General features: G+C 70.3%; 18 protein-coding genes. 17 read left to right on the top strand and 1 reads right to left on the bottom strand.

The genetic code is table 11. The features are described from left to right. Nucleotides 1–180: 180 nt before the first annotated feature. Complete coding sequence (locus HYV14_03455) at nucleotides 181–360, bottom strand: hypothetical protein (protein ID MBI2385053.1); 180 nt, start codon at nucleotides 358–360, stop codon at nucleotides 181–183. A gap of 280 nt (nucleotides 361–640) precedes the next feature. Here HYV14_03455 and trpS point away from each other — a divergent pair, with 280 nt between their 5' ends. From trpS to HYV14_03370, 17 genes are all read left to right on the top strand, one after another. Next, nucleotides 641–1,741, top strand: coding sequence for a tryptophan--tRNA ligase (gene trpS, locus HYV14_03450; GenBank protein ID MBI2385052.1), 1,101 nt, complete (start codon nucleotides 641–643; stop codon nucleotides 1,739–1,741). Beyond that, nucleotides 1,742–2,599 (top strand): segregation/condensation protein A, encoded by an 858-nt coding sequence (locus tag HYV14_03445; GenBank protein MBI2385051.1) that lies wholly within the window; start codon nucleotides 1,742–1,744, stop codon nucleotides 2,597–2,599. Beyond that, nucleotides 2,586–3,497 carry an SMC-Scp complex subunit ScpB gene (gene scpB, locus HYV14_03440; GenBank protein MBI2385050.1) on the top strand — a complete coding sequence of 304 codons (912 nt, stop codon included), beginning with the start codon at nucleotides 2,586–2,588 and terminating at the stop codon, nucleotides 3,495–3,497. Before HYV14_03445 ends, scpB begins: the two co-directional genes overlap by 14 nt. Before the next feature lies 1 nt (nucleotide 3,498). After that, entirely contained in the window at nucleotides 3,499–4,941 is a 1,443-nt protein-coding gene (locus tag HYV14_03435) for a glycogen synthase (protein ID MBI2385049.1), read from the top strand. Next, the gene (locus tag HYV14_03430; GenBank protein MBI2385048.1) at nucleotides 4,938–6,524 is read left to right on the top strand and encodes a hypothetical protein; all 1,587 of its coding nucleotides are present in this window, start codon (nucleotides 4,938–4,940) and stop codon (nucleotides 6,522–6,524) included. Before HYV14_03435 ends, HYV14_03430 begins: the two co-directional genes overlap by 4 nt. A 26-nt stretch (nucleotides 6,525–6,550) precedes the next feature. Continuing rightward, on the top strand, nucleotides 6,551–7,792 hold the full coding sequence (locus HYV14_03425) for a hypothetical protein (protein ID MBI2385047.1): 1,242 nt from the start codon (nucleotides 6,551–6,553) through the stop codon (nucleotides 7,790–7,792). Nucleotides 7,793–7,819: 27 nt separating this feature from the next. Next, nucleotides 7,820–8,572, top strand: coding sequence for a hypothetical protein (locus HYV14_03420; protein ID MBI2385046.1), 753 nt, complete (start codon nucleotides 7,820–7,822; stop codon nucleotides 8,570–8,572). Next, the gene (locus tag HYV14_03415) at nucleotides 8,554–9,660 is read left to right on the top strand and encodes a peptidoglycan DD-metalloendopeptidase family protein (GenBank protein ID MBI2385045.1); all 1,107 of its coding nucleotides are present in this window, start codon (nucleotides 8,554–8,556) and stop codon (nucleotides 9,658–9,660) included. The genes HYV14_03420 and HYV14_03415 overlap by 19 nt, the downstream gene beginning before the upstream one ends. A gap of 9 nt (nucleotides 9,661–9,669) precedes the next feature. Further along, nucleotides 9,670–10,947 carry a S41 family peptidase gene (locus tag HYV14_03410; protein ID MBI2385044.1) on the top strand — a complete coding sequence of 426 codons (1,278 nt, stop codon included), beginning with the start codon at nucleotides 9,670–9,672 and terminating at the stop codon, nucleotides 10,945–10,947. Continuing rightward, entirely contained in the window at nucleotides 10,944–11,933 is a 990-nt protein-coding gene (tsaD, locus tag HYV14_03405; GenBank protein ID MBI2385043.1) for a tRNA (adenosine(37)-N6)-threonylcarbamoyltransferase complex transferase subunit TsaD, read from the top strand. The genes HYV14_03410 and tsaD overlap by 4 nt, the downstream gene beginning before the upstream one ends. Continuing rightward, nucleotides 11,930–13,486 carry a DUF2723 domain-containing protein gene (locus tag HYV14_03400; GenBank protein MBI2385042.1) on the top strand — a complete coding sequence of 519 codons (1,557 nt, stop codon included), beginning with the start codon at nucleotides 11,930–11,932 and terminating at the stop codon, nucleotides 13,484–13,486. The genes tsaD and HYV14_03400 overlap by 4 nt, the downstream gene beginning before the upstream one ends. 71 nt (nucleotides 13,487–13,557) lie before the next feature. After that, nucleotides 13,558–14,913, top strand: coding sequence for a hypothetical protein (locus tag HYV14_03395; protein MBI2385041.1), 1,356 nt, complete (start codon nucleotides 13,558–13,560; stop codon nucleotides 14,911–14,913). 55 nt (nucleotides 14,914–14,968) lie between these two features. Further along, nucleotides 14,969–16,774 carry a hypothetical protein gene (locus tag HYV14_03390; GenBank protein MBI2385040.1) on the top strand — a complete coding sequence of 602 codons (1,806 nt, stop codon included), beginning with the start codon at nucleotides 14,969–14,971 and terminating at the stop codon, nucleotides 16,772–16,774. 78 nt (nucleotides 16,775–16,852) lie between these two features. Further along, nucleotides 16,853–20,272, top strand: a complete 3,420-nt coding sequence (locus tag HYV14_03385) for a hypothetical protein (GenBank protein MBI2385039.1) — start codon at nucleotides 16,853–16,855, stop codon at nucleotides 20,270–20,272. Further along, the gene (locus tag HYV14_03380; GenBank protein ID MBI2385038.1) at nucleotides 20,269–21,252 is read left to right on the top strand and encodes a PorV/PorQ family protein; all 984 of its coding nucleotides are present in this window, start codon (nucleotides 20,269–20,271) and stop codon (nucleotides 21,250–21,252) included. Before HYV14_03385 ends, HYV14_03380 begins: the two co-directional genes overlap by 4 nt. Before the next feature lie 59 nt (nucleotides 21,253–21,311). Beyond that, nucleotides 21,312–21,494 carry a hypothetical protein gene (locus HYV14_03375; GenBank protein ID MBI2385037.1) on the top strand — a complete coding sequence of 61 codons (183 nt, stop codon included), beginning with the start codon at nucleotides 21,312–21,314 and terminating at the stop codon, nucleotides 21,492–21,494. A 32-nt stretch (nucleotides 21,495–21,526) separates the two neighbouring features. Next, complete coding sequence (locus HYV14_03370) at nucleotides 21,527–21,748, top strand: hypothetical protein (GenBank protein ID MBI2385036.1); 222 nt, start codon at nucleotides 21,527–21,529, stop codon at nucleotides 21,746–21,748. Nucleotides 21,749–21,765: the final 17 nt, after the last annotated feature.

Below are 21,765 nucleotides of genomic sequence, written 5' to 3'. Positions count from 1 at the left end.
CGTACGCGCGGAGGCCGAACGATTTTTGAGGCGGTAGGCGCGGATGGGAAGGAAATGTAGTCCCCGGGACGAGACGGGGGCTACGAGATGGGGACAAACGAGGCGGCGGAGAAGGGGGGCTAAACCCTGGTTGAGCGGAGCCCGTCGGTTTCGTCAACGCGGCGGCCAGCAGAAGCCGCCTCATGGAACGACTTCGAATTCGACGGGGGGAGACTCGGCGTCGACTTTCGCGGAGATCGCGGTCTCGTCGAACACGAAGCGGAGGCGGTATTTTCCAGGCCGGTCGAAGGCCTCGTCCATATTGAGCTCGCGGAAACGGCCGCCGGCATCGTCGGGACGACCGGCGGGCGAGAGGGGCACACCTTCATACGATCAAGCTACCCCTTTTGTTCCGGCAGTCCGCGACGGCAGACCCCTGATCCATCCACCAAAAGGCCAGATCGCTCGATTTGGGCGAGCGGGAACGCCAGGTCGACCGATTCAGCCTAATCAGGCCCCCTTTCGGGAGTCGGCCGAAAGCGCTTCTGAACATACCGTTCCAACGCACGGTTCGTGATGCCTCAAGCGGACTAATCGGCCCGGCCCCGGCGCAATTTATATCTGGAATTACCCGTCGGGAAACGCTAGAATCGACGACGGAATGAAGCGCGCGGATGTCGTCTTTTCCGGCATGCGTCCCACCGGCCGTCTCCACCTGGGGAATTACTGGGGGGCGCTGAATAATTGGGTCGGCCTGCAGACTCAATACTCCTGCTTTTTCTCCGTCGTCGACTGGCACATGCTGACGACCGGCTACGACGACACCTCCAAGCTCCAGGAGAACTGCCGCGAGATGGTCCTCGACTGGCTCGCCGCCGGCCTCGACCCCGCGAAGTGCGTGATCTTCAAGCAGTCCGACGTCCCCGAGCACGCGGAGCTCGCGCTGATGCTGTCGATGGTGACGCCGCTCGGCTGGCTCGAGAACAACCCGACCTGGAAGGAGCAGCTCCAGGAGCTGGCGAAGACGAAGCATCAGATCGTCATCGATACGGGCGATGCCGACCCGAAAACCAGAAGATTGGTCGTGACGAGATCCGAGACGGTCGAAGTCGGCGGCAATGAGGCGCTGAGGACTTACGGTTTCCTCGGCTACCCCGTGCTGCAGGCCGCGGACATCCTCCTGTACCACGGCACGAAGGTCCCCGTCGGCCAGGACCAGCTGCCCCACGTCGAGCTGTCGCGCGAGATCGCGCGCAAGTTCAACCACGTCTTCGGCGAGGTCTTCGCCGAGCCCCAGCCGCTGCTGACGCCGACGCCGAAGGTCCCCGGCCTCGACTCGCGCAAGATGTCGAAGTCGTACGGCAACGCGATCGACATCTACGAGACCGAGAAGTCGCTCGAGAAGAAGATCAAGTCGGCCTACACCGACCCGAACCGCAAGACCGCGACCGACCCCGGCCACCCGCTCCCGTGCGTCGAGAACCCCCCGGGCTGCTCGGTGTACGCGCTGCACAAGCTCTACGCGGACACGGACTTCTACATGAGGCGCGGCGACGAATGCCGCGCGGGCCAGCTCGGCTGCGGCGCCTGCAAGAAAGACCTGCTGAGCGAGATGTCGGGCCCGTTCGCCGAGTTCCGGAAGCGTCGCGAGTCCTTCACCTCCGCTCAGGTCGACGCCGTCCTGATGCAGGGCGCTGAGAAGGCGCGCGCCGTCGCCAAGACGACGATGGTCGAAGTCCGCCGCGCGATGAGGCTCCGCTAAATGACCGAGAAGGCCTACGAAGTGTCGCTGGAGCTGTTCGAGGGTCCGCTCGACCTGCTGCTGTTCCTCGTCAAGAAGGACGACCTCGACATCCACAACATCCCGATCTCGCACATCACCAAGGAGTACCTCTCCTACCTCGAGCTCATGAAGGACATGAACCTCGACGTGGCGGGGGACTTCCTCGTGATGGCCGCGACCTTGATGGCGGTGAAGTCCCGCGCGCTGCTGCCCAGCGAGCAGAACGCCGAGGGCGACGAGGGCCCGAACCCCGCCGCGGAGCTCGCGCAGAAGCTGCTCGAGTACCAGAAGTTCAAGGAGGCCTCGAGGTTCCTGGCCGACCGCGCCGCCGAGATGGAGGGCGTGTTCTACCGCGGCGCGCCCCACTTCGAGGAGGCCGAGAAGTCCCCCAACGTCTCCCTGTTCGACCTCATGGCGCACCTGAAGGTCATCCTCGAGGGCGCGGAGGACGACTCCCAGGCCGTCGAGGGCGAGGAGTTCCCCATCGAGGAGAAGATGGAGAAGATCCTGTTCCTCCTCCAGGAACGGCCGATGATCCCGTGGGAGGAGCTGTTCGCCGACGAGCGCAAGCGGCGCGGCATCATCGCCTGCTTCCTCGCGATGCTCGAGCTCACCAAGCTGCAGAAGATCTTCATCCGCCAGGACGGCACCTTCGGCAGGATCAGCATCTTCAAGAAGGACGAGAACGCGGTCGAGGAAGCTCCGATCGCGGAGACCCTCATCGCGGAGGCCCTCGCCTCAGCGCCGATAGATCCGCCGCTGGAAAGTCACGCCGAGCCCGAACCCGTGGAGCCGCCGAAGGCGGAGCCCGAAGGAGAGACCGATGTCCAGCCCTGAAGCCGAGAACGCCGACGCCGAAACGACCGACGCCGCCGAAGCCCCGGCCGAGGCGACCGCCGAGTCCATCGCCGCCTCTGCGCCGGACGAAGCGCCCGCGCCGTCTCCCGCCAACGACCCGGCCCTGCTGCGACGCGCGCTCGAGGGCCTGCTGTTCATCACCGACCGCCCGCTGTCGGCCGGCGAGCTGTGCAAGCTCGTCAACGTGCGCGACCAGGACCGCATCGTCGCCTGCGTCGAGGACCTGCGCCGCGAGCTCGAGGAGCGCAACCTCGGCTACCGCCTGATCGCCGTCGCCGAGGGCTGGCAGATGGCGACGCGCCCGGAGCTGGCGCCGTACATGCGCAAGCTCTTCAGCGACCGCGCCACGATGCGGCTGTCGACGGCCGCGCAGGAGACCCTCTCGATCATCTCGTACAAGCAGCCGCTGACGCGCGCCGAGGTCGAGGAGATCCGCGGCGTCGAGGTCATCGCGGCTCTCGAGACCCTGCTCGAGAAGCGCCTGATCAAGGTCGTCGGCCGCAAGGAGACCGTCGGCCGCCCGCTGATGTACGGCACGACGATGGAGTTCCTGCGCCACTTCGGCCTGCGCAGCCTCGAGGATCTCCCGCCCTTGGACCGCTTCGCGCCCGCGGACGCCGCCGCCCCGGCCGCCCCGATCGACACCCCGCACGCCGCCGAGCGCCCCGCGCCCGAAGCGGAGACGATCGGCGAGCAGACGGAGGAGGCGGTCATCGCGGAGGCCTTGTCCGAGCATCCCGCGGAGGAGTCCGTCGCGGAGCAAACCGAAGAGGCCGTGATCGCCGAGGCCCTGTCGGAGCACCCCGCCGAAGCGCCTGAAGCCGCCGCGGAAGAGGCCCCGGAAGAAGAGGAGAAAGAGGGGCTCTGGCCTAAATAAAGTGAAGATCCTCGTCGCGGCCAGCGAAGCGGTTCCCTTCTGCAAGACCGGGGGGCTCGCCGACGTGGTCGGAGCCCTGACGCAGAGGCTCGGCGCCCTCGGCCACGACGTGTGCTTGTTCCTGCCGAAGTACCGCTCGATCCGCGCCGCGTCGCTCGAGGGGGGCATCGCCCACCCGATCAAGGTGCCGATCGCCGGCGGGTCGGTGGACGTGGGCCTGAGCTTCCTGCACCGGCGCGGCGTGTCCGTGTACTTCGTGGATTACCCGCTGTACTTCGACCGCGAGGGCCTGTACGGCAACGCCGGCAAGGACCACGAGGACAACGACCGCCGCTTCGCGTTGTTCTCCCGCGCGGTGCTCGAGGGCGCGAAGGCGATCGGCTTCAAGCCCGACGTGATCCACCTCCACGACTGGCAGACCGGCCTCGTCGCGGCGCACCTGAAGCGCCACTACAAGAACGACCCTCATTTCGCGGGCACGGGCTGCGTGTTCACCATCCACAACATGGCGTACCAGGGGAACTTCCCGCCCGCGGCGCTCGCGGCGGGCGGCTTCGGCCCCGAGGACTGGTCCTCGGAGGGGCTCGAGTACTACGGGCAGGTCAGCTATCTCAAGGGCGGGATCGTGCACGCCGACAAGCTCACGACCGTCAGCGCCGCCTACGCGCGCGAGATCCAGGAGTCGCCGGACCGCGGCTTCGGGATGGAGGGCCTGCTGCAGCGGCGCTCGAAGGACCTCCGCGGCATCCTCAACGGCATCGACCTCGAGGCCTGGGACCCGTCGCGCGACGCCTCCTTGGCCCGCAAGTTCTCGCCGGCCGACGCGGCCGCGGGCAAGGCGGCGTGCAAGGAGGCCCTGCAGCGCGAGTGCGGGCTCGAGCTGCGCGGCGACCGCCCGCTGATCGGCGTCGTGTCCCGCCTCGATTATCAGAAGGGGCTCGACATCGCGCTCGCCGCGCTCGAGCCGCGGCTCGACCGCTGCCAGCTCGTGGTGCTCGGCACCGGCGACCCCTCGCTGACCGAGATGTTCGCGGCGCTCGAGCGCCGGCACAAGGGGTCCGTGCACTTCCACCGGCAGTTCGACGAGCCCTTCGCCCACCGCATCTACGCGGCCTCGGACCTGTTCCTGATGCCGTCGCGCTTCGAGCCCTGCGGCCTCGGTCAGATGATCGCGATGCGGTACGGCGCGGTGCCCGTGGTCTCGCGCACCGGCGGCCTCAACGACACCGTGTTCGAGGAGCCCCGGGGCGGGCGGCCGGCCAACGGCTTCCTCTGCGAGCCCGGCGACGGCGCGGACCTGGCGCGCGCGCTCGACCGCGCGCTGGCCGGGTTCGGCGCCGCGGGCTGGGCCGCGCGCGTGAGCGCCGGCATGGCGGGGGATTTCTCCTGGGACCGCTCGGTCGAGGCGTACCTGGACATCTTCCGCGAGGCCCTGCCCGGGTGAGCGCCACGCGCTCGCGCGGCGCGCTGCTCGCCCTCCTGGCGGCCTCGGCGGCGGCGGTGTGGGCGACGCGCGCGCCGTCGGAGCGCGCGGTCCTGCCCTCCGTCGAAGCCGACGCGTTCGCCGCGCTGACCGGCCGCGCGCCGGCGTCCACGCCGGAGCTGTGGGAGCGGCTGAAGGCGATGGGCGTGGCGGCCGTGGTCCTGCGCGAGGAGACCGCCGCCGAGCTCGCCGCGCGCGGCGAGGCGCTCCACTTCTCCCGCGCCGAGGTCGAGAAATGGCGCGCGCTCGGCCTGGTCGCGCCCGGCGGCGGGCCGTCCCCGGACTCGCTTTGGACCAAGGACCCCAAGGTGATGTCGCGGCTGTCCGGGGCCCTGGCCGCGCGCGGCATCGACGCGTCGACCGTGACCTTGACGGCCTCCGGCGGCCGTTCCCTCGATCTTCCTCCGGGCGTCGACCTGACCCGCGTCCCCGCCGGGTTCGACCCCGAGACCGTGGCCGTCGTCTCGGCCGCGGGCCTCATCCCCGTCGCGGCGTCGACCAGCCCCTGGGCCTCGGTCGCGGGCCAGCGGCTCTGGATTCGGACCTTGCCCGTCTCCTCCCGGCGGCCGGCGCTGCTGCGCGCGGCGAACGGACGCGCGATGCGCCTGCTGGTCCTGCGCCCCGCGCCCGCGGCCGGCCTCGACGCGAACCTCGAGCGCCTGCGCGAGGCGCTGAAGGTCGTCAAGGGCGCGGATCTCCCGGGCGTGATCCCGGCCGCCGCGCCGAAGGACGAGAGCTCCCGCGCGGAGCGCGCGGCGAGGACTTTCCTGTTCTTCGTGATCGGCGTCCTGGGCCCGCTGCTCGCCGCGCGCGCCGGGCTCGCCGCCGAGCGGGCGGCCCGGGGCTGGTTCTCGGCCCGCGTCCCGCTCTCCGCGCCCGTGCCCGAGACCTTGACCGGCCTCGCCGCGGCGCTGGCGGCCGCCTCCGCCGCGGGCCTGCTGGCCTCCGCCGCGCTCGCGCCCGAGCGGCGCGAGGAGCTGGCCCGCGCCTGGACCCTGTGGACCTTGTCCGCGCCGATGATCGTGGGCGCGGCGGCGCTGTTCTCCCCGGAAGGCCCGAGCGCGCGCTCCCGCTGGAACGCCCCGCTGCGCCTGCGCGACCTCGCGACGGCGGTCGTCCTGATCGCGGCGCTGTTCGGCCTGCTGGCGCCGCGCGCGGCCCTGCGCGCCGCCGGCATGTGGGAGTCCGTGGACCGGCTCTCTGCCGCCGCCGACGCGCTCTGGTGGTGGCCGTGGCGCTGGCGCGAGATCCTCATCGGCACGCCGAGCCTGGCGGTCGCCCTGATCCTCATCGGCCGGCGCGAGTCCGGCGCCGAGGCGCCGAAGCTCCTCGGGGACCCGCGCGGCTGGCTGACCTTGGGCCTGCTGGCGCCCGCGGGAGCGGTCGCCGCGATCGGCGCGGGAGGCGTCGCGCCCGCGCTCGCCGTCGCCCACGGAGCCGCGGCCTGCGCGCTCGGCGCGGCGCTCGGCTTCGCGCTGGAGGGCCTCAGGGCCCGCGTCGAGGAATGGGTCCTTGGACCTACGCGTACAGGTCTATTGACCTAAAAACCGCCCCGTGGTAGAATCGGGGCGTGAGACACCTGATCCCCGCCCTCGTCGTGACGGCCGCGGTTTTCTCGACGGCGCGCGCGCAGCCCGCGAAGACCTCGCCCTTCTCCAACAAGTCCTACGGCGATGGCGGCGGCTACAAGCATCCCGACGCGGCGGTCGGCCAGTTCTTCGAGACCAAGCCCCAGGACTCTCCTAAGGAAGCCCCGAAGGAGAAGCCGGAGCCCAAACCGGAACCCAAGCCCGAACCCAAGACCGAGCGTCCGGCTCCTCCGAAGACCGAGGCCAAGGCCCCGTCGGCGCCTTCTCGCCCCCGGCCTCGCCCGTTCGCTCCCGTCGCCGTGAAGACCGAGGCGCCGAAGCCCGCCGAGGCCGCCCGCGTCGAGCCCGCCCCTCGGACCGCGTCGATCGCGTCCGACAAGCCGATCGCGCCGCCCGCCGCTCCGGCCGCCGCCGGCGGCTCCGAGCTCGACTCGGCCAGCGAGGACGCCCGCCGCGACTACGAGGCCCGCCTGTTCGGCGCCGCTCCCGAGCCCCGCCGCCAAGCGCTCGAGGACTCCCGGCCCCCGGCCGCGATCGAGCTCGTCTCGCCCGTGCCCACGGCCGAGGGCATGCTGTTCGTCTCTCTCGAGCTCGACTCCCAGGAGGCCGGCGCCCTGCGCGACGCGGTCGCCGGCCTCGGCTCCGCCGCGGCCTTCCGCCCCGACGCCCGCTTCCAGCCCCTGCCCGGCGCGGGCGGCTCGGTGCGGATCAGCGGCTGGCTGCCGGCGTCCCGCCTCGGCGACGCCATCGGCCGCCCCGGCGTCAGGCGCGTCGAGGTGGAGCGCGGCTCCCGCCCCGCGGCGGACGCCCGCGTCGCCGGCGACTACCTCCTGAAGCTCCGCGTCGGCGACGCCTCCCGGCCCGAGGAGTCCATCGCGGAGAGCGTGCGCGCCCTGACGGCGAAGACCGGCTTCGCGCTCGACCGCGTGCTCGGCTTCGAGACCTCTCCCGCCGGGGGTGCTACCGCCCTCGTGTCCGGCTCGATGCCGGTGTCCCAGCTCGGCCGCGCGCTGGGGCTGCCGGACGTGATCAAGGTCTCCTCCGCCCTGCCCGCCGACAAGCCCGCCTCCGAGGCTCCCGCCGCGCCCGCCAAGAAGGGGGGCTTCCTGAAGTACGTCATGGACCGCAGCCTGTGGCTGGTCCTGATCACCGCCCTGCTCGCGCTGCCCGCCGTCGGGAGCGCGATCAAGAAGGGCCTCGCCGTGTTCGTCCCCTACCGCTGACCCCCCGCATTTCGTAGAATCGCGCGGATGAGTGCCGAAAGCAAGGTTCGACTGGGGTCTTTGTTCGCGCTCGCGGCGGCCGCCGGGCTCGCGGGGGAGACCTTGCTCCTGGCCGAGCGCCACTGCTCCCGCCTGGAGGCCTCGCTGCGCGACGATTTCCGCGTGGTGCTGTTCGCGCGCCCTTCCCTGGAGGAGGCCCGCGCCAAGGTGCTGGAGGAGAAGCTCCGCGCCGCCCCCGAGGTCGCGGAGGTGCGCTTCGTCTCGGCCGACGAGGCCCTGGCGGCCCTCAAGCGCGACGACCCCGAGCTCGCCGAATCGACGGCGCTCGTCGGCGACAACCCCCTGCCCGCGGCCTTCGAGGTCGCCCCGGCGCCCGAGGCGCTGACCCATCTCGGCGCGTGGATCGACGGCGTGCGCCGCCTGGCCGACTGGTCGGACCTGCGCTACAAGTCCGGACAGGTCCAGTCCATCCTGCGCCTGCGCTTCTACGCCTACCTGCTGCGCGTGACGCTGAGCACCTTGCTCTGCCTGATCGCCGCCCTGGCCCTCGGCCTGCTCAGCCTGCCGCCGAGCGCCCATCCCTCGAAGGACAAAGGAAGGCTGGCGCTGTGGTCCGCCGCCGGAGGCGCCGCGGGGATCCTCTTCGCGACGGCGCTCACCTGGCCGCTGCACCGCGACGAGCTCCTGTGGGCCTGGCCGCAGCCGCTCGCCCAGGCCGCCCTGCTCGCGGCCTGCGCGACCCTCGGCTGGTCCCTGTCGCTATGGCGCGCGGAGCCCTGATCCTCGCCGGGCTGCTCGCGCTGGGCGCGGCCCCGGCCCGCGCCCAGCTCAAGGCCAAGCGCGCCGAGCTCTCCCGCATCCAGGTCGAGCTCAAGCAGACCTTGCGCGAGCTCGACGAGCTGCGCGAGGAGGAGAAGGAGCTCGGAGCCGACGTCAAAGGCCTCGAGAGCCGCGACGCGGCGTCGCGCAAGCGCGTCGAGGGGCTTCAGTCCGACATCCGCCGCGCGGAGGCCCGCCGCGCGGACCTGAGGTCGCGCCTCGACGCGGCGAAGAGCGTCGCCGGCTTCTGGTCGGCGGCGATCGCCTCCGAGGCCGCCCGCCACTCCGCCGCGGGGGCCGCGAGCTTCGAGGCGTACGGCACCCGCGAGCTCTGGGCCGAGGAGTTCCGCCGGTCCGCGATCATCGAGAAGGGACGGCATCTGCGGCGCCTCCAGGGCTTCCGCCTCAAGACCGAGGAGGCCGCCGCGGAGACCGCGCGCCGCGCGCGCTCTCTCGACGAGAGCCGCCGGCGCGCCCAGAGCGAGCGCGAGGGCCGCCGCCGCGAGTACGAGGAGAAGAAGGCCGCCCTCGAGGAGACCCAGGTGAAGGTGGCCGCCCGGGCGCGGCGCGCCAAGGAACTCGAGGAGACGGCGAAGGCCATGGCCGCCCTGATCGAGAAGCTCGGCAAGCCGGGCAAGTACCGCAAGACCGGGCCGAAGGCCGACCTGGCGCTGCCCAAGCACTCGCTGCCCTGGCCGGTCGACGGCCGGGTCCTGCGCCCGTTCGGCCGCGAGCGGGACGAGCAGCTCGGCACCTGGACCGTGAGGCAGGGCGTCGTCTTCGCCTCGGCCTCCGGCGCCCCCGTCGGCGCGATCGCGCCGGGCAGCGTGATCTTCGCCGGGCCTTTCCGCTCGTACGGGAAGGTGGTGATCGTCGACCACGGCGGCGGCTTCTTCAGCGTGTACGGCGAGCTCGGCGAGATCGTGAAGGACAAGGGCGACGCGGTGCGGGCGTCCGAGAAGCTGGCGAGCGCCGGCGAGCAGGTCTATCTCGAGATCCGCCGCGGCACGGACGCGCTCGACCCGGCGGATTGGCTGGAAAAGAAATAAACTAGGAGCATGGATATGAAGCGCTACCTGACGGCGGCGGTCGTGGCCGCCGCGCTCGCCGCCCGCCCCGCCTACGCGGCCGGCGCGGACAAGACCTACGAGCAGCTCAAGCTCCTCGTGGACGTGCTCGGCTTCGTCCAGGACAACTACGTCGACGAGCCGGAGGCCCAGAAGCTGATCTACGGCGCGGCCACCGGCATGGTCCGCACGCTCGACCCCTATTCCCAGTTCATGGATCCCGAGATCCATCGCGAGATGAAGACCGAGACCGAGGGCCAGTTCGGCGGCGTCGGCCTGCGCCTGACGTTCAAGGACGACTGGCTCACCGTGCAGACGCCGATGCCGGGCTCGCCGGCCTACCGGCTGGGGGTCCTGCCCAACGACCGCGTCGTGGAGATCGACGGCGCTCCGACGAAGGACATGGGCATGTCCGACGCCCTGCGCACCCTGCGCGGCGCGCCCGGGACCAAGGTGAAGCTCAAGCTCGAGCGCGGGCCGGACGACGACTCCGAGGGGGACTGGAAGACGGTGACCGTCGAGATCACGCGCGAGCTCGTGAAGATCGAGTCCACGCTCGCGATGAAGCTCGACGGGGGCGTCGGCTACCTGCGCATCGCCGAGTTCAGCGCCAAGACCGCGGACGACGTCTCCGACGCGCTCAAGAAGCTCAGGAAGGAGGGGGCCACGAGCCTCGTCGTCGACCTGCGCAACGATCCGGGCGGCCTGCTGTCCGCCGCCGTCGAGGTCGCCTCGATGTTCCTCGGCGAGGGCAAGCTCGTCGTCTACACCCAGGGGCGAAAGGCCGACAGCCGGCAGGATTTCACCGCCGGGGCGAAGGCCCCGTACCCGTCCTTGCCGCTCGTCGTGCTCATCAACGGCGGCTCGGCGTCCGGCTCGGAGATCGTCGCGGGCGCGATGCAGGACCACAAGCGCGCCGTCGTCGTCGGCGAGCGGAGCTTCGGCAAGGCGAGCGTGCAGTCCCTGATCCCCCTGCCCGACGGCTCGGGGCTGCGCCTGACCGTCGCGCGCTACTACACGCCCTCCGGGCGGTCGATCCACCGCGACGAGAAGAACAAGACCGGCGGGATCGTCCCGGACATCGTCGTTCCCGTCACCCCCGAGGCCGAGGCGAAGCTCTACGCCCAATGGGAGATGATCTACGCCAAGGACAAGAAGCCCCGTTCCGCGGTGAAGGCCGAGGAGCTGGTGCGCGACGAGGCGCTCGACCGCGCCGTCGAGCTGCTGAAGGCCCGCGACGTGCTCGGAGCGCTGAAGCGCGAAGGGTGAGGATACTCGGCCTCGAGACCTCCTGCGACGACACCTCGGCCGCCGTGGTCGAGGACGGGCGTCTGCGCTCGAACGTCGTGTCCTCCCAGACGAAGCTCCACGCCCCTTATCGCGGCGTCGTGCCCGAGCTCGCCGCGCGCGCGCATCTCGACAACCTGATGCCCGCGGTCGCCCGGGCGCTCGAGGACGCGGGGCCGGGGAAGCTCGACGCCGTCGCCTACACGCGCGGCCCCGGCCTGATGGGCCCGCTGCTGATCGGCAAGGTCGCGGCGCAGACCTTGGCGCGCCTCATGAACGTCCCGGCCGTGGGCGTCAACCACCTCGAGGGTCACGTGCTCGCCGCCGAGCTCGAGCACAGGCTGCGCTGGCCGGTGCTGGCTCTCGTCGTCTCGGGGGGGCACACCGACCTCGTGCTGGCGAAGGCGCCCGGGAGCTACCGCGTGCTCGGCCGCACGCGGGACGACGCCGCGGGCGAGGCCTACGACAAGGTCGCGCGCCTGTTCGGCCTCGGCTATCCCGGCGGTCCCGAGATCGACAAGCGCGCCGCGAAAGGCGACGCCGCCGCCGTCGCCTTCCCCCGGCCCGCGATGCCCGGCACCTGGGACTTCTCCTTCTCCGGGCTGAAGACCTCGGTGCTCTATCACCTCAAGGGCCGCGTGCCGAAGGGCCGCGAGCTCAACGCCCTGTGCGCGTCCTTCCAGGAGGCCGTGGCGGAGACCCTCGTCGACAAGACCGTCGCGGCCGCGAAGAGGTTCAAGGCGAAGGACATCGTCCTCGGCGGCGGCGTCGCGGCCAACTCGCGGCTGCGCGCGCTGATGAAGGAGCGGGGCGAGGCCGCGGGCTTCGCCGTGCGCCTGCCCGCGCGCGTGCTGTGCACCGACAACGCCGCGATGATCGCCCACGCGGCCTGCCGGCGCCTGTCGTCCGGAGGCTCGGCCTGGACCGGGCCCTGCGATCCGTCCTTGCCGCTGCGCAGCTGGGCATGAGCGCTCTCGTCTTCCTCGCCGCGTTCGGCTTCTACCTCGCCGGCGCGTCGCCTTCGATCGCCCCGCGCGACTCGGCCGACATGGCCGCGGCCGCGCTGACCTTGGGCGTCGCCCACCCGCCGGGATACCCTCTCTATTCCGTTCTGGGCCATCTGTGGCAGACGGTCTTCCCGTGGGGCAATCCCGCTTACGGCCTCGCCGTCCTGTCCTGCCTCGCCGCCGCCGGCGCGGTCTTCTTCCTCTTCCTGAGCGTCCGCCGCCGTCACGGCGTTTGGTCCGGCTTGACCGCGGCGAGCGTCCTCTGCTTCTCCGCCCCGCTGTGGAAGTTCGCGCTGATCCAGGAAAAATATTCTTTGCATGCAAGTATCGTTGCCGTTCTGTTATTTCTGTCCGAAGGTGAAAAGGAGGATTTTTGGCGTAGGGCGCGTTTGTCCGGCTTCATCGCCGGTCTCGGTCTAGTCAATCATCAAAGCCTCTTGTTCTTCTTGCCCGGCTTCCTTCTCCTATGGCGTTCCGAGGCTCGCCGTTGGGGCTCGTCCCTGAGCGCCGTTCTCGCCGCCGCCGTCCCGTGGGCCTTCGCCGGCCTTTCGCTCTACGCTTTTCTGTGGGTCCGCCTCGGCTCCCTCGGCGCCGCCCTCTCCGTCGCGCTCCGTTCCCAATACGGCGCCGGCACCTTGTCGGCCCAGCTCGCCCGCCCGCTCACGCCCGACGGCGCCGTCCGGCTTTTCGGCTGGTCCTTGAAGGCCTGGGCGCTCGCCGTGTCGATCCCGGCCGCCGCCGCGGCCGCGTACGGCGCGGCGGCCTCGTGGCGCGAGGACCGGGACCGCGCGGCCGGGCTCCTGCTGGCGGCCGTTCTGAGCGGTCCGCTCTTCGTCGTCCTCGCGAGCTTCGACATCTCGAACTGGGTCGCGAGATCGGTGCTCGAGCCGGCTTTCCTGGTCCCGGCCCTCGCCGCCGGCGCCTTCGCGGGCGCCGCCGCGTCCCGCCTCGGCCGCTTCGCGCCCGCGGGCCTCGCGCTCGCGGCCGCCGCGCTCCTGCTCCGCTCGCCGGTCCCCGAGCGCCGCGACGATTTCCTGGCGTACGACTACGTCCGAAACCTTCGCCGCGCCGTTCCGCCCGGCGCCAGCCTTCTCGTCTCGGGCGACACCGCTTTGTTCGGCCTGCGCTGGCTCGAGGCGACCTCGCCTCGGGAGCGGGCTCTCGGCCTGGCCGGCGCCGGCCTGACCGACCCGAGGTCCTGGCTCTCGATGTTCTCGACCCATGGCGACGCGTTCGTCGCCGGCCTCGCTCCGGGCGTGCTTCCTTCCGCGGCGCTGACGCCCGAGGGGCTCGTTCAGCGCGCCGCCGGAAAATCCGCGGCACCAGCCCCCGTCGTCCTGCGCCGCTCCGCGTCGTGGCGCCGCGACGAGAGCTACGCGCGCGACGCCAAGCTCTCCTACGCTTTCGCCGCCTGGTCGGCCGCGCGCCTGCTGGAGGCCCGGGGGACGATCCCGCCCGAGACCTTGGACCTGACCGCGGTCTCCCTGGATCCCGAGGATTACCGGCTCGAGTAAGGGCCCGCCCTCCGTCGTGCGTTCATGAGGCCGTAATCATTCCCGCGCGCCCGAAAGCTATAATTCGCGCGATGCGCCCGATCCGCGCGCTGTTGGCCGTCCTATCGGTCCTGGCTCTGCCGGGGACGTCCTTCGCCGCGTTCGAGGACGCGGGCTTCGGGCCGCGGGACATCGCGATGGGCGGGGCGTTCACCGCGGTCGTCGACGATCCGGGCGTGCTCGCCTACAACCCGGCGTCCCTCGGCCAGGCGTCGAGCCTCGAGGCGTCGATGGCCTACCTGCGCCAGTTCCACATCCCCTCCGGCGAGTCGGACCGCGACTCGGCTCGCGCGGGCATCGTCGTCCCTCTCCGCCAGGAGATCCTCAACGGCGCGGTCGGCCTCGACATGCGCTACGACCGCCGCACGGGCGTGGGCGGCGACCGCGCCATCGGCGTCATGTACGGCACGCGCGGACTGCGCGAGACGGAGGGCGGGGGCGTGGACTTCGGCGGCGGCCTCAAGCTCCTGTCGAGCGCCTTCGACTCGGGCGGCGGCTCGGGGAACCATCTGGCCCTCGACATGGGCACGCTGTACCGCTTCAGCGACCGCTACGCGTTCGGCGCGTCGCTCCTCAACTTCGGCAGTCCGAAATTCAAGGCGGACCGCGCCCCGCTGACGCTCAAGATCGGCGCGGCCGAGCAGGTGCGCGGCGTCATCTTCGCCGCCGACCTCACGAAGCGCGAGTCGTCCCAGAGCGGCAACGGCCAGCACACGATGGCCCTCGGCTTCGAGCGCTGGTGGGCCACCGCCCGCGCGGGGCAGTACGCCCTGCGCTCGGGCATGTCCCTCGGCGAGGGCACGCGCACGTGGAGCTGGGGCCTGGGCTGGCGCGCGCAGGGCGCCCGGGTCGACTACTCGATGACGGTCCCGATGACCGGCACCACCCGCTTCGGCCACGGCCTCTCCCTGTCCGTGCGCTTCGGAAGGGCCGATCCGGAGGGGGAGTACGAGAAGCTGCTGTCCCAGGAGCTGCGCTACCGCCGCCAGCTCGGCGAGGCCCTCGAGGCGAGCTCGGTCAAGCAGTGGAAGCTCGCCGAGGAGCTCAACCGCCTGCGCGCCGAGATGTCGGCCCTCGGCAAGGAAGTCGAGCTGAAGCGGGCCTCCGAGGTCGACGCCAAGCGCCGCCTGCGCGAGCTCGAGACCCGCCAGCAGAAGGCCGCGGAGACCTTCGAGAAGGTGAAGGCCGACCGCGAGAGCGCCGCGCGTCAGGTGCGCGTCTCGCTCTTCCAGGAGGACTGGCGCTCCTACCAGCGCGCCAAGCTCTCCGGCGCCGCGGATGCCGTCCTGCTCGAGAAGGTCGGCCGCATCCTGCGCGAGTATCGCGACGCGGGCGTGGACCTGAGCGAGGCCAGCACCGAGCTGCGCCGTCTCCAGCGCGCCAAGTAGCACCGTTCATATTTCCGAAAAGAAACCCCGGCCTTCGGACCCTATACTTCATCCCGTGGGACACCTGCCTCCCGAAGACTTGAGCCGCGAGATCGAGCGTCTCTGGACGCGCCTCGGCTCCGCCTCCGCCGAAGCGGCGACGCCTCCCGTCGCGCCTTCCGCGGCGGGCGCCGAGCTCGCGTGGGAGACGGTGTCCATGCTCAAGACCCAGCAGCGCCGCCGCGAGGCCGCCCTGGCCGAGGCGATCGCCTCGAAGGAGGAGTCCCTGAAGGTCTGGCGTGCGCGCGCCGAAGCCCTTCAGAAGGAAGCCGAGGAGCTCCGCGTCCGCGCCGACGGCAGCGACGAGCTCGTCTACGGCCAGCTGCTCGACGCGCAGCAGCGCCTCGAGCTCGCCGCGCGCGCGCTCGAGCACGAGCGCGAGGAGCGCCGGCGTCTGGAGGCGGCGCTCGAGGAATCGCGCGCCCGCATCACGGCCGAGGTGGAGCGCGCGCGGGAGGCCGAGGCGCGCTGGGCCAAGCGCGAGACGCAGAGCCTCATCGATCTGAAGGACGTCCAGACGGCGGCCGAGCGCCGCCAGCAGGAAGCCGCGAAGGCCGACGAGACGGTGAGCGCGCTCAAGGGCAGCCTCTCCGAGGCGAAGAACGCCCTCGAGAAGACCTTGGCCGAGCTCCTGCTCGAGCGCCACGAGCGGGTCCGCGTGGAAGAGGAGCGGGAGCGTGCGCTCAAGAAGACCGACGAGGTCGAGCGCCATTTCGCCGACCTGCAGAAGCTCTGGGAAGAGGAGCGCGCGCAGTGGCGCGAGCTCTGGGACCGCGAGCGCTCGACCTGGGAGGCCCAGCGCCAGGAGCTCGCCCAGTGGGAAGAGACCTTGCGCCGCGAGCGCGAGGCCTGGCACGGCGAGCTCCAGCAGAAGGAGAAGTCGCATCTCACCTTCACGGACAGTCTTACGGGCAAGATCCGCGAGACGACGGCCGCCGCCGAGGCGGTCGCCAGCCGCATGCGCCAGATCGAGAGCCGCGAGGAGCGCGACCGCGCCGTCGCCGCGCAGGCGGGCGTCGAGGCCGGACGGGCGGCGTCGGTCCGCGCGCGCCGGGTCCGCGCCGCCGCCCTCGCGCTCGCCGCCGCCGCGCTGATCGCGGCCGCCGTCCCGGCCTGGCGCTGGGGCGCCGAGTGGCGCTTCGAGCCCGAGGCGACCGCGCCCGTCGCGGCGCTCAATCCGGCCGCGCTCGCTTTCGACGGGACCTTGCTCTGGGTCGCGGATTGGGGGGGGCGCATCAGCGCCCTCGATCCCGCCGACCCACGCCGCGCCGTCCGCGAGGTCGCCGTGCCCGCCGGCGGGCTGTTCCGCCCGACGGCGGTGGCGTTCGGCGACGGACGGATGTGGACCCTCGATTCGGCCCGCGCTCGCCTGCTCCGCGCCATGGCCTCGCGTCCCGAGGCCGTCGTGGCCGCGGTCCCGTCGCCCGGTCCCGCGCCGACGGCCCTCGCCTTCGACGGCTCCTCGCTCTGGTCCTACGACGCGGCCAACCGCGCGCTGTACCGCCACGCCGCGGACGAGGCGACGTACCAGTCTTTCCCTATAGAGGAGGACGTGGTGCCCAACGCGATGGCCTGGGTCGACGGCCGCCTGTGGCTGCACGACACCAAGTCCCGCCGCATCATGATCTACGCGCTCAAGGACGGACGCTTCGCCCTGAAGGAGAACCACCCGTCCCCCGACCCCGCGACGGTCGGCTTCGCGGTCCTGCCGGGCGAGAAGGGCCGCCGCGTGTGGGCGCTCGTCGGGCCGTCGGCCGAGAGAGCGCAGCCCGCCTTGCTCCGTCTGCGGTTGCATCGAAGAATACCCTTTGCCATCTTTTAACATTCCTTTAATCAGCCGGTAACGACGTTGCGGTACACTCTAGACTCGGAAGACATATCGCCGCAAAGAAACGACAACATGAACAGACACCGGCGCCCCTCGAGCCAGACACGCGCGGCCTTCGTCCTCGTCGCCGCCATCGCGCTCTCGCCGCTCCGCGCCGCGGCGCAGTCGGTCCAGGTCTTCATCAACACCGCGTTCGTCGCCAGCCCCGCGGTGTGCACGACCTACGTCGGCACCCCGACCATCTTCCGCTGCCCGCTCTCCGACCGCCCCGGGACCGGCAACATCTCCAACGAGCCGCATATCGAGTTCGAGGAGAACGGACCGCTGCGCTGCAACGCGCTGGCGCGCCCCTCCGGGACCATCGACGCCAACTTCTGTCAGGACCGCGTGTTCCTGTGCACGCAGATCGGCGTCAACAGCTCCACCGCCGGCGACGTGGCCATCGATGAGATCAGCTTCGAGCTGTTCAAGTTCCAGGACGGCTCCAACCCGCTGGATCCCGCCTCGACGCCGCCCCTGCGCACCTTCTTCATCGACGTCCCCGGCTCCGCGAACCTCGCCGACCCGACGGTCCCCAACGGCGGCGTCGAGGCCGCGTGCGTGATGTGGGACGGCTCGGCCAACATCCAGGGCGAGTTCGGCAAGACCAACGGCCAGTTCGGCTTCCGCGTCTCGGTCAAGACCAACCAGGTCGGCGCCAGCGGCAACATCTCGATCACGGCGACGCGGGCCTATCCGTCCGGCGCGACGCTGGACAACAACCTCGCCGCGGTCTCGCAGAAGCCGATCGCCGTGGACGTGACGAACGTGCACGTCATCCGCTCCTCGCCGACCGTCGTCGGCCAGATCACCGGCGTCGCGGCGCAGCCCTACAACTTCACGTACCGCCTGTCGAAGGACGCGACGATGTACCTGACGATCAACAGCTCGCTTCCTCCTTACGATCAGCTCCGGCGCGTCGTGCCCGGCCTCCCGAAGGTCGGCGAAGGGATGCCCCAGGGCACCTTGCTCAACGGCGATTCCTGGGACGGGCGCGACGAGAACGGCAACATCCTGACGGCGGGCAACTACCTCGCGGTGTTCCAGGCCAACAGCATCGACCAGTACACGAAGTTCACCGGCGTCGGCGCCAACAACTTCGGCGACATCTCCATCGCGACCACGCGCCAGGTGGCGATCGATCCCCTGCAGATCACGGACATCCGCGTTCAGCCCCTCACGGGCGGCTCGACCTCGCTGGCGGTGATGTCCTACCTGCTGACCGAGGCGGCCACCGTCTACATCGACATCTATCCGCCCAACACCCAGTTCTGCGACACCGTCCTCAACAGCGCCGTCGACACCGCGCTGGCGGACGTCAACAACATCCAGGGCGACCCGGCGGGCGCCGACCCCCTGGCGCCGGCCAAGAAGTTCGCCCCGCGCATGGGCGACTGCGCCGGCGGATTCGCCGTGGCTCCCGTCAAGAGCATCTCCGAGGTCAAGACGCTCCGCTCCCAGGTCATCAGCTTCTGGGACGGCCGGGACACGGCGGGCAACCTCGTCGACGACGGCGACTACGTCTTCGTGATCTACGCGGCGCTGCCCTCGCAGCGCGGCGCGCCCTACCGCAGCAGCGCGTTCGACCGGCGCGTGTGGACCTCGATCGCCAAGATCGGCTTCCTGCCGGTGCTCCGCGGCCTCGTCGGCATCACCCAGATCTCCCCGACCTCGACCGTGGTCGGCTCGAGCCCCGCGGTGGCGGGCATCAACCCCTTCACCTTCCGCTATACGCTGACCCGAGACGCGAACGTGTCGATGAAGATCTTCAACGCGAACGGGAACACCTTGGTCAAGACGCTCGTCAACAACGAGACCCGGCCCGGAGCCTTCTCGAACGCCGAGGTCTGGACCGACGGCACGGACGACTCCGGCAACGTGGTCTCCTCGGGCACCTACCTCATCCAGCTGACGGCGAGCGATCCGGCCCAGCCCGCCAAGGTGTCCACGACGACCGCGATGTTCCCGGTCGACCTGTTCCGGATCACCGACGTCGCGGTCACTCCGCTGCTCAGCGGCGCCTCCGACAACGTCGTCCTCAACTACCAGCTTTCCCAGCCCATGTTCGTGGCCTGGAACATCTATCCTCCGGGCTCGGTCATCGTCAACAGCACCGGAGCCTGGCCGCCCTGCGCCTCCCAGACCCCGCCGGCGGCCTGCACGAGCGCGTCGGTCCTGACGCCGGCCGCGCTGCAGGCGGCGCCCGTGGTGACCTTCCGCGGCCTGCGCCCCGGCCGCCTCAAGATCTCCGAGTTCTGGGACGGCCGCGACGTCAACGGCCTGTTCGTCCCGGACGGGAACTACATCTTCACGCTCACGGCGCAGTCGACGACGACGCCCAAGTACTTCGCGTCGGACAAGGTGTTCGGCAACATCACCGTGGCCCGCGGCTCGATCATCTTCACCCAGTTCAACGTGCTCCCCGACACGCCGGAGCTGTTCAACTCGAGCAACTCGATCACCTTGCACCCGTTCACGATCAACTACGCCCTGACCCGGCAGTCGTCGGTGACGATCCAGATCCTCAACACGAACATCCCGGCGTCGGTCGTCCGTACGATCGTGGCCGGCGCGGTCCGCCCCGCCGGCCTCCTCCAGACGGACGTCTGGGACGGCCGCAACGACTCGGGCAACTTCCCTCCGTCCGGGTTCTACCTGGTCCGCGCGGTGGCCGAGGACGTCGCCTCGGTGCTGTCCTCCGGCGCGACCGCGCAGCTGACCATCGCCTTCGACCCGCTGCGCATCTTCGACCTGGCGATCACGCCGCTGCGCGCCGACTCCGGGCCGGCCGTGCTCTCCTATCAGGTGTCGGAGACCATGAAGGTCGCGATCAAGATCTATAAATCCGGCACCATCTTCGACCTCGCCGGGAATCCCACTCCTCCCGAGTCGCAGTCGCTGGTCAAGCGCATCGTCGGCGTCCGCCCCGCCCGCACGCAGATCAACGACTCGTGGGACGGCACCGACTTCAAGTTCTCGCTGCTCAAGGACGGCTCCTATAAGTTCAAGATCGTCGGCTCGACCGACATGGCCGCGATCGACGACAACACCGGGAACGTCCTCAACCCCGCCGCGCTCTCGCTCGACCGCCTGATCGACGAGATCCCGCTGGTGCGCAACGCGTCCCTGTCCCCGGCCGAGGACTTCATCAACAACACCTTCAACTACCCGAACCCGGTCAGCGGCGAGTCGACCACGTTCCAGATCTACTCGCCCTTCCGCGCCGTCGTGAAGATGAAGCTGCACACGATCTCGGGCGAGCTCGTCCTGGACAAGAACTTCGGGGAGGTCCCGCCCTCCTTCCAGGCCGGGCCGGTGTCGTACGTCTGGAGCAAGATCAACCAATCGGGCAACAAGGTCGCGCGCGGTCTTTATTTCGCGGTGATCAGGGTCGAGGAGACCGAAGGCGGCAAGAACATCCTCCAGACGGTCAAAAAGGTGCTGATCCAGTGAGAACGATCTCCCTCGCCCTGTGCGTCCTCGCCCTGCTCGCGGCGTTCGGTCCGGCCACGGAATCCGCGCGCGCCGCCGATTCGAACGTCGGCACCAGCGGCGCCAACTTCCTGAAGATCGGACAGGGCTCGGCCCGCGCGATGGCCCTGGGCGGAGCGTACGTCGCGCTCTCCGAGGGCGCCGACGCGATGTCCTGGAACCCGGCCGGCCTCGCCGTCACCCAGCAGCGCGAGCTCGGCTTCTCCTACCTGCGCTACATCCAGGACGTGGACTCTCCGCTCTACCTCGCCTACGCGCACCCGATGGGTCGGACGACCTGGGGCGCGAACCTTTCCTACATCAGCGTCAGCGGCTTCGACATCCGCGACTCCCAAGGCGTGCCCCAGCCCGGCAGCGAGGTCGGCGTGCGGGACGGCCTGATGTCGGTGGGCCTCGCCCGCTCCTTCTGGTACGAGAAGCTCTTCCTCGGCAGCTCCCTGCGGGTCGTGCACGAGGACATCGCCGGCGCGGTCAAGGACACGGTCGTCGGCGACGTCGGCGTGATCCTGAAGCCGAACCCGACGCTGTCGCTCGGCTTCGCGATGCAGAACTTCGGCTCGGGCGCGGCCAACGTCCCGCGCATCACCCGCGGCGGCGCCGGCGTGCGCCTCGGCGACTTCGTGACCGTGGGCCTCGAGCTGAGCAAGGCCTCCGACAGCGGCGCGCGCATCGGCCTGGGCGGGGAGTTCCAGCTTCCCGAGGAGTACCTCGACGTCGGCCAGCTGTCGTTCCGCCTCGGCTACCGCAACGCCGATTCCCTCGGCCAGAGCTCGGACGAGACCCTGAAGACCCTGCGCCTGGACCGCGCCAGCAACCTGTCCTTCGGCTTCGGCATGTACACGTCCCAGGCCTTCGGCTACGGCGTGTCCCTGGACTACGCCTTCGTTCCTTATGGTGCGCTCGGCACGGTCGACCAGATCTCAGTCAAGTTGAAATTTTAATGGTTTTTTAATGGCCAACGTATTGACACGCTATAGGTCGGGTGTTACACTCAGAACGGATGAAGACACGTTCTTTTCGTCGGATCGTAAAAGGAAAGAATGGCCAAACGGCCATCGAGTACCTGCTCACGACGGTGGCCTTGGTCACCGTTTTCGCGGGGATGTACGGGTTCCTTCAGGGGCAGCTGAAGAAGCTGTTCACGATCGCGGGCGTCAAGATCTTGTCGACTTATCCGAAATAGAATCGACGGAATTCCTGGAAGGGGAGAATTACATGCTCATGAAACTGTCTCAGGTGGGGTCGTGGCTCAAGGCGAAGGCGTCCAATCGCAAGGGTCAGAACACGGTCGAGTATCTCTTGATGCTCACGGTCGTCGTCGGCGTCGTGCTCGTTTCGGGCGCGATGCTCAAGAAGTTCATGCCGACGCTGTTCAACAACATCCAGCAGATGATCACCGGCGCCGCCGGCCAGATGGGCAGCGGCAGCGGGAACTAGTTCGCCGGGCCGGCTCC

It is taken from the genome of Elusimicrobiota bacterium, from assembly GCA_016182905.1.
Lineage (GTDB): Bacteria > Elusimicrobiota > Elusimicrobia > UBA1565 > UBA9628 > GWA2-66-18.
This window is presented reverse-complemented; position numbering and strand designations above follow the sequence as displayed.

Excerpts from the sequence above, each read along its gene's own strand:
- HYV14_03400 (MBI2385042.1), top strand. The coding sequence starts at position 11,930 with ATGAGCGCTCTCGTCTTCCTCGCCGCGTTCGGCTTCTACCTCGCCGGC.
- trpS (MBI2385052.1), top strand. The coding sequence starts at position 641 with ATGAAGCGCGCGGATGTCGTCTTTTCCGGCATGCGTCCCACCGGCCGT.
- HYV14_03395 (MBI2385041.1), top strand. The coding sequence starts at position 13,558 with ATGCGCCCGATCCGCGCGCTGTTGGCCGTCCTATCGGTCCTGGCTCTG.
- HYV14_03445 (MBI2385051.1), top strand. The coding sequence starts at position 1,742 with ATGACCGAGAAGGCCTACGAAGTGTCGCTGGAGCTGTTCGAGGGTCCG.
- HYV14_03410 (MBI2385044.1), top strand. The coding sequence starts at position 9,670 with ATGGATATGAAGCGCTACCTGACGGCGGCGGTCGTGGCCGCCGCGCTC.
- HYV14_03375 (MBI2385037.1), top strand. The coding sequence starts at position 21,312 with ATGAAGACACGTTCTTTTCGTCGGATCGTAAAAGGAAAGAATGGCCAA.
- HYV14_03415 (MBI2385045.1), top strand. The coding sequence starts at position 8,554 with ATGGCGCGCGGAGCCCTGATCCTCGCCGGGCTGCTCGCGCTGGGCGCG.
- HYV14_03420 (MBI2385046.1), top strand. The coding sequence starts at position 7,820 with ATGAGTGCCGAAAGCAAGGTTCGACTGGGGTCTTTGTTCGCGCTCGCG.
- HYV14_03385 (MBI2385039.1), top strand. The coding sequence starts at position 16,853 with ATGAACAGACACCGGCGCCCCTCGAGCCAGACACGCGCGGCCTTCGTC.
- scpB (MBI2385050.1), top strand. The coding sequence starts at position 2,586 with ATGTCCAGCCCTGAAGCCGAGAACGCCGACGCCGAAACGACCGACGCC.
- HYV14_03370 (MBI2385036.1), top strand. The coding sequence starts at position 21,527 with ATGCTCATGAAACTGTCTCAGGTGGGGTCGTGGCTCAAGGCGAAGGCG.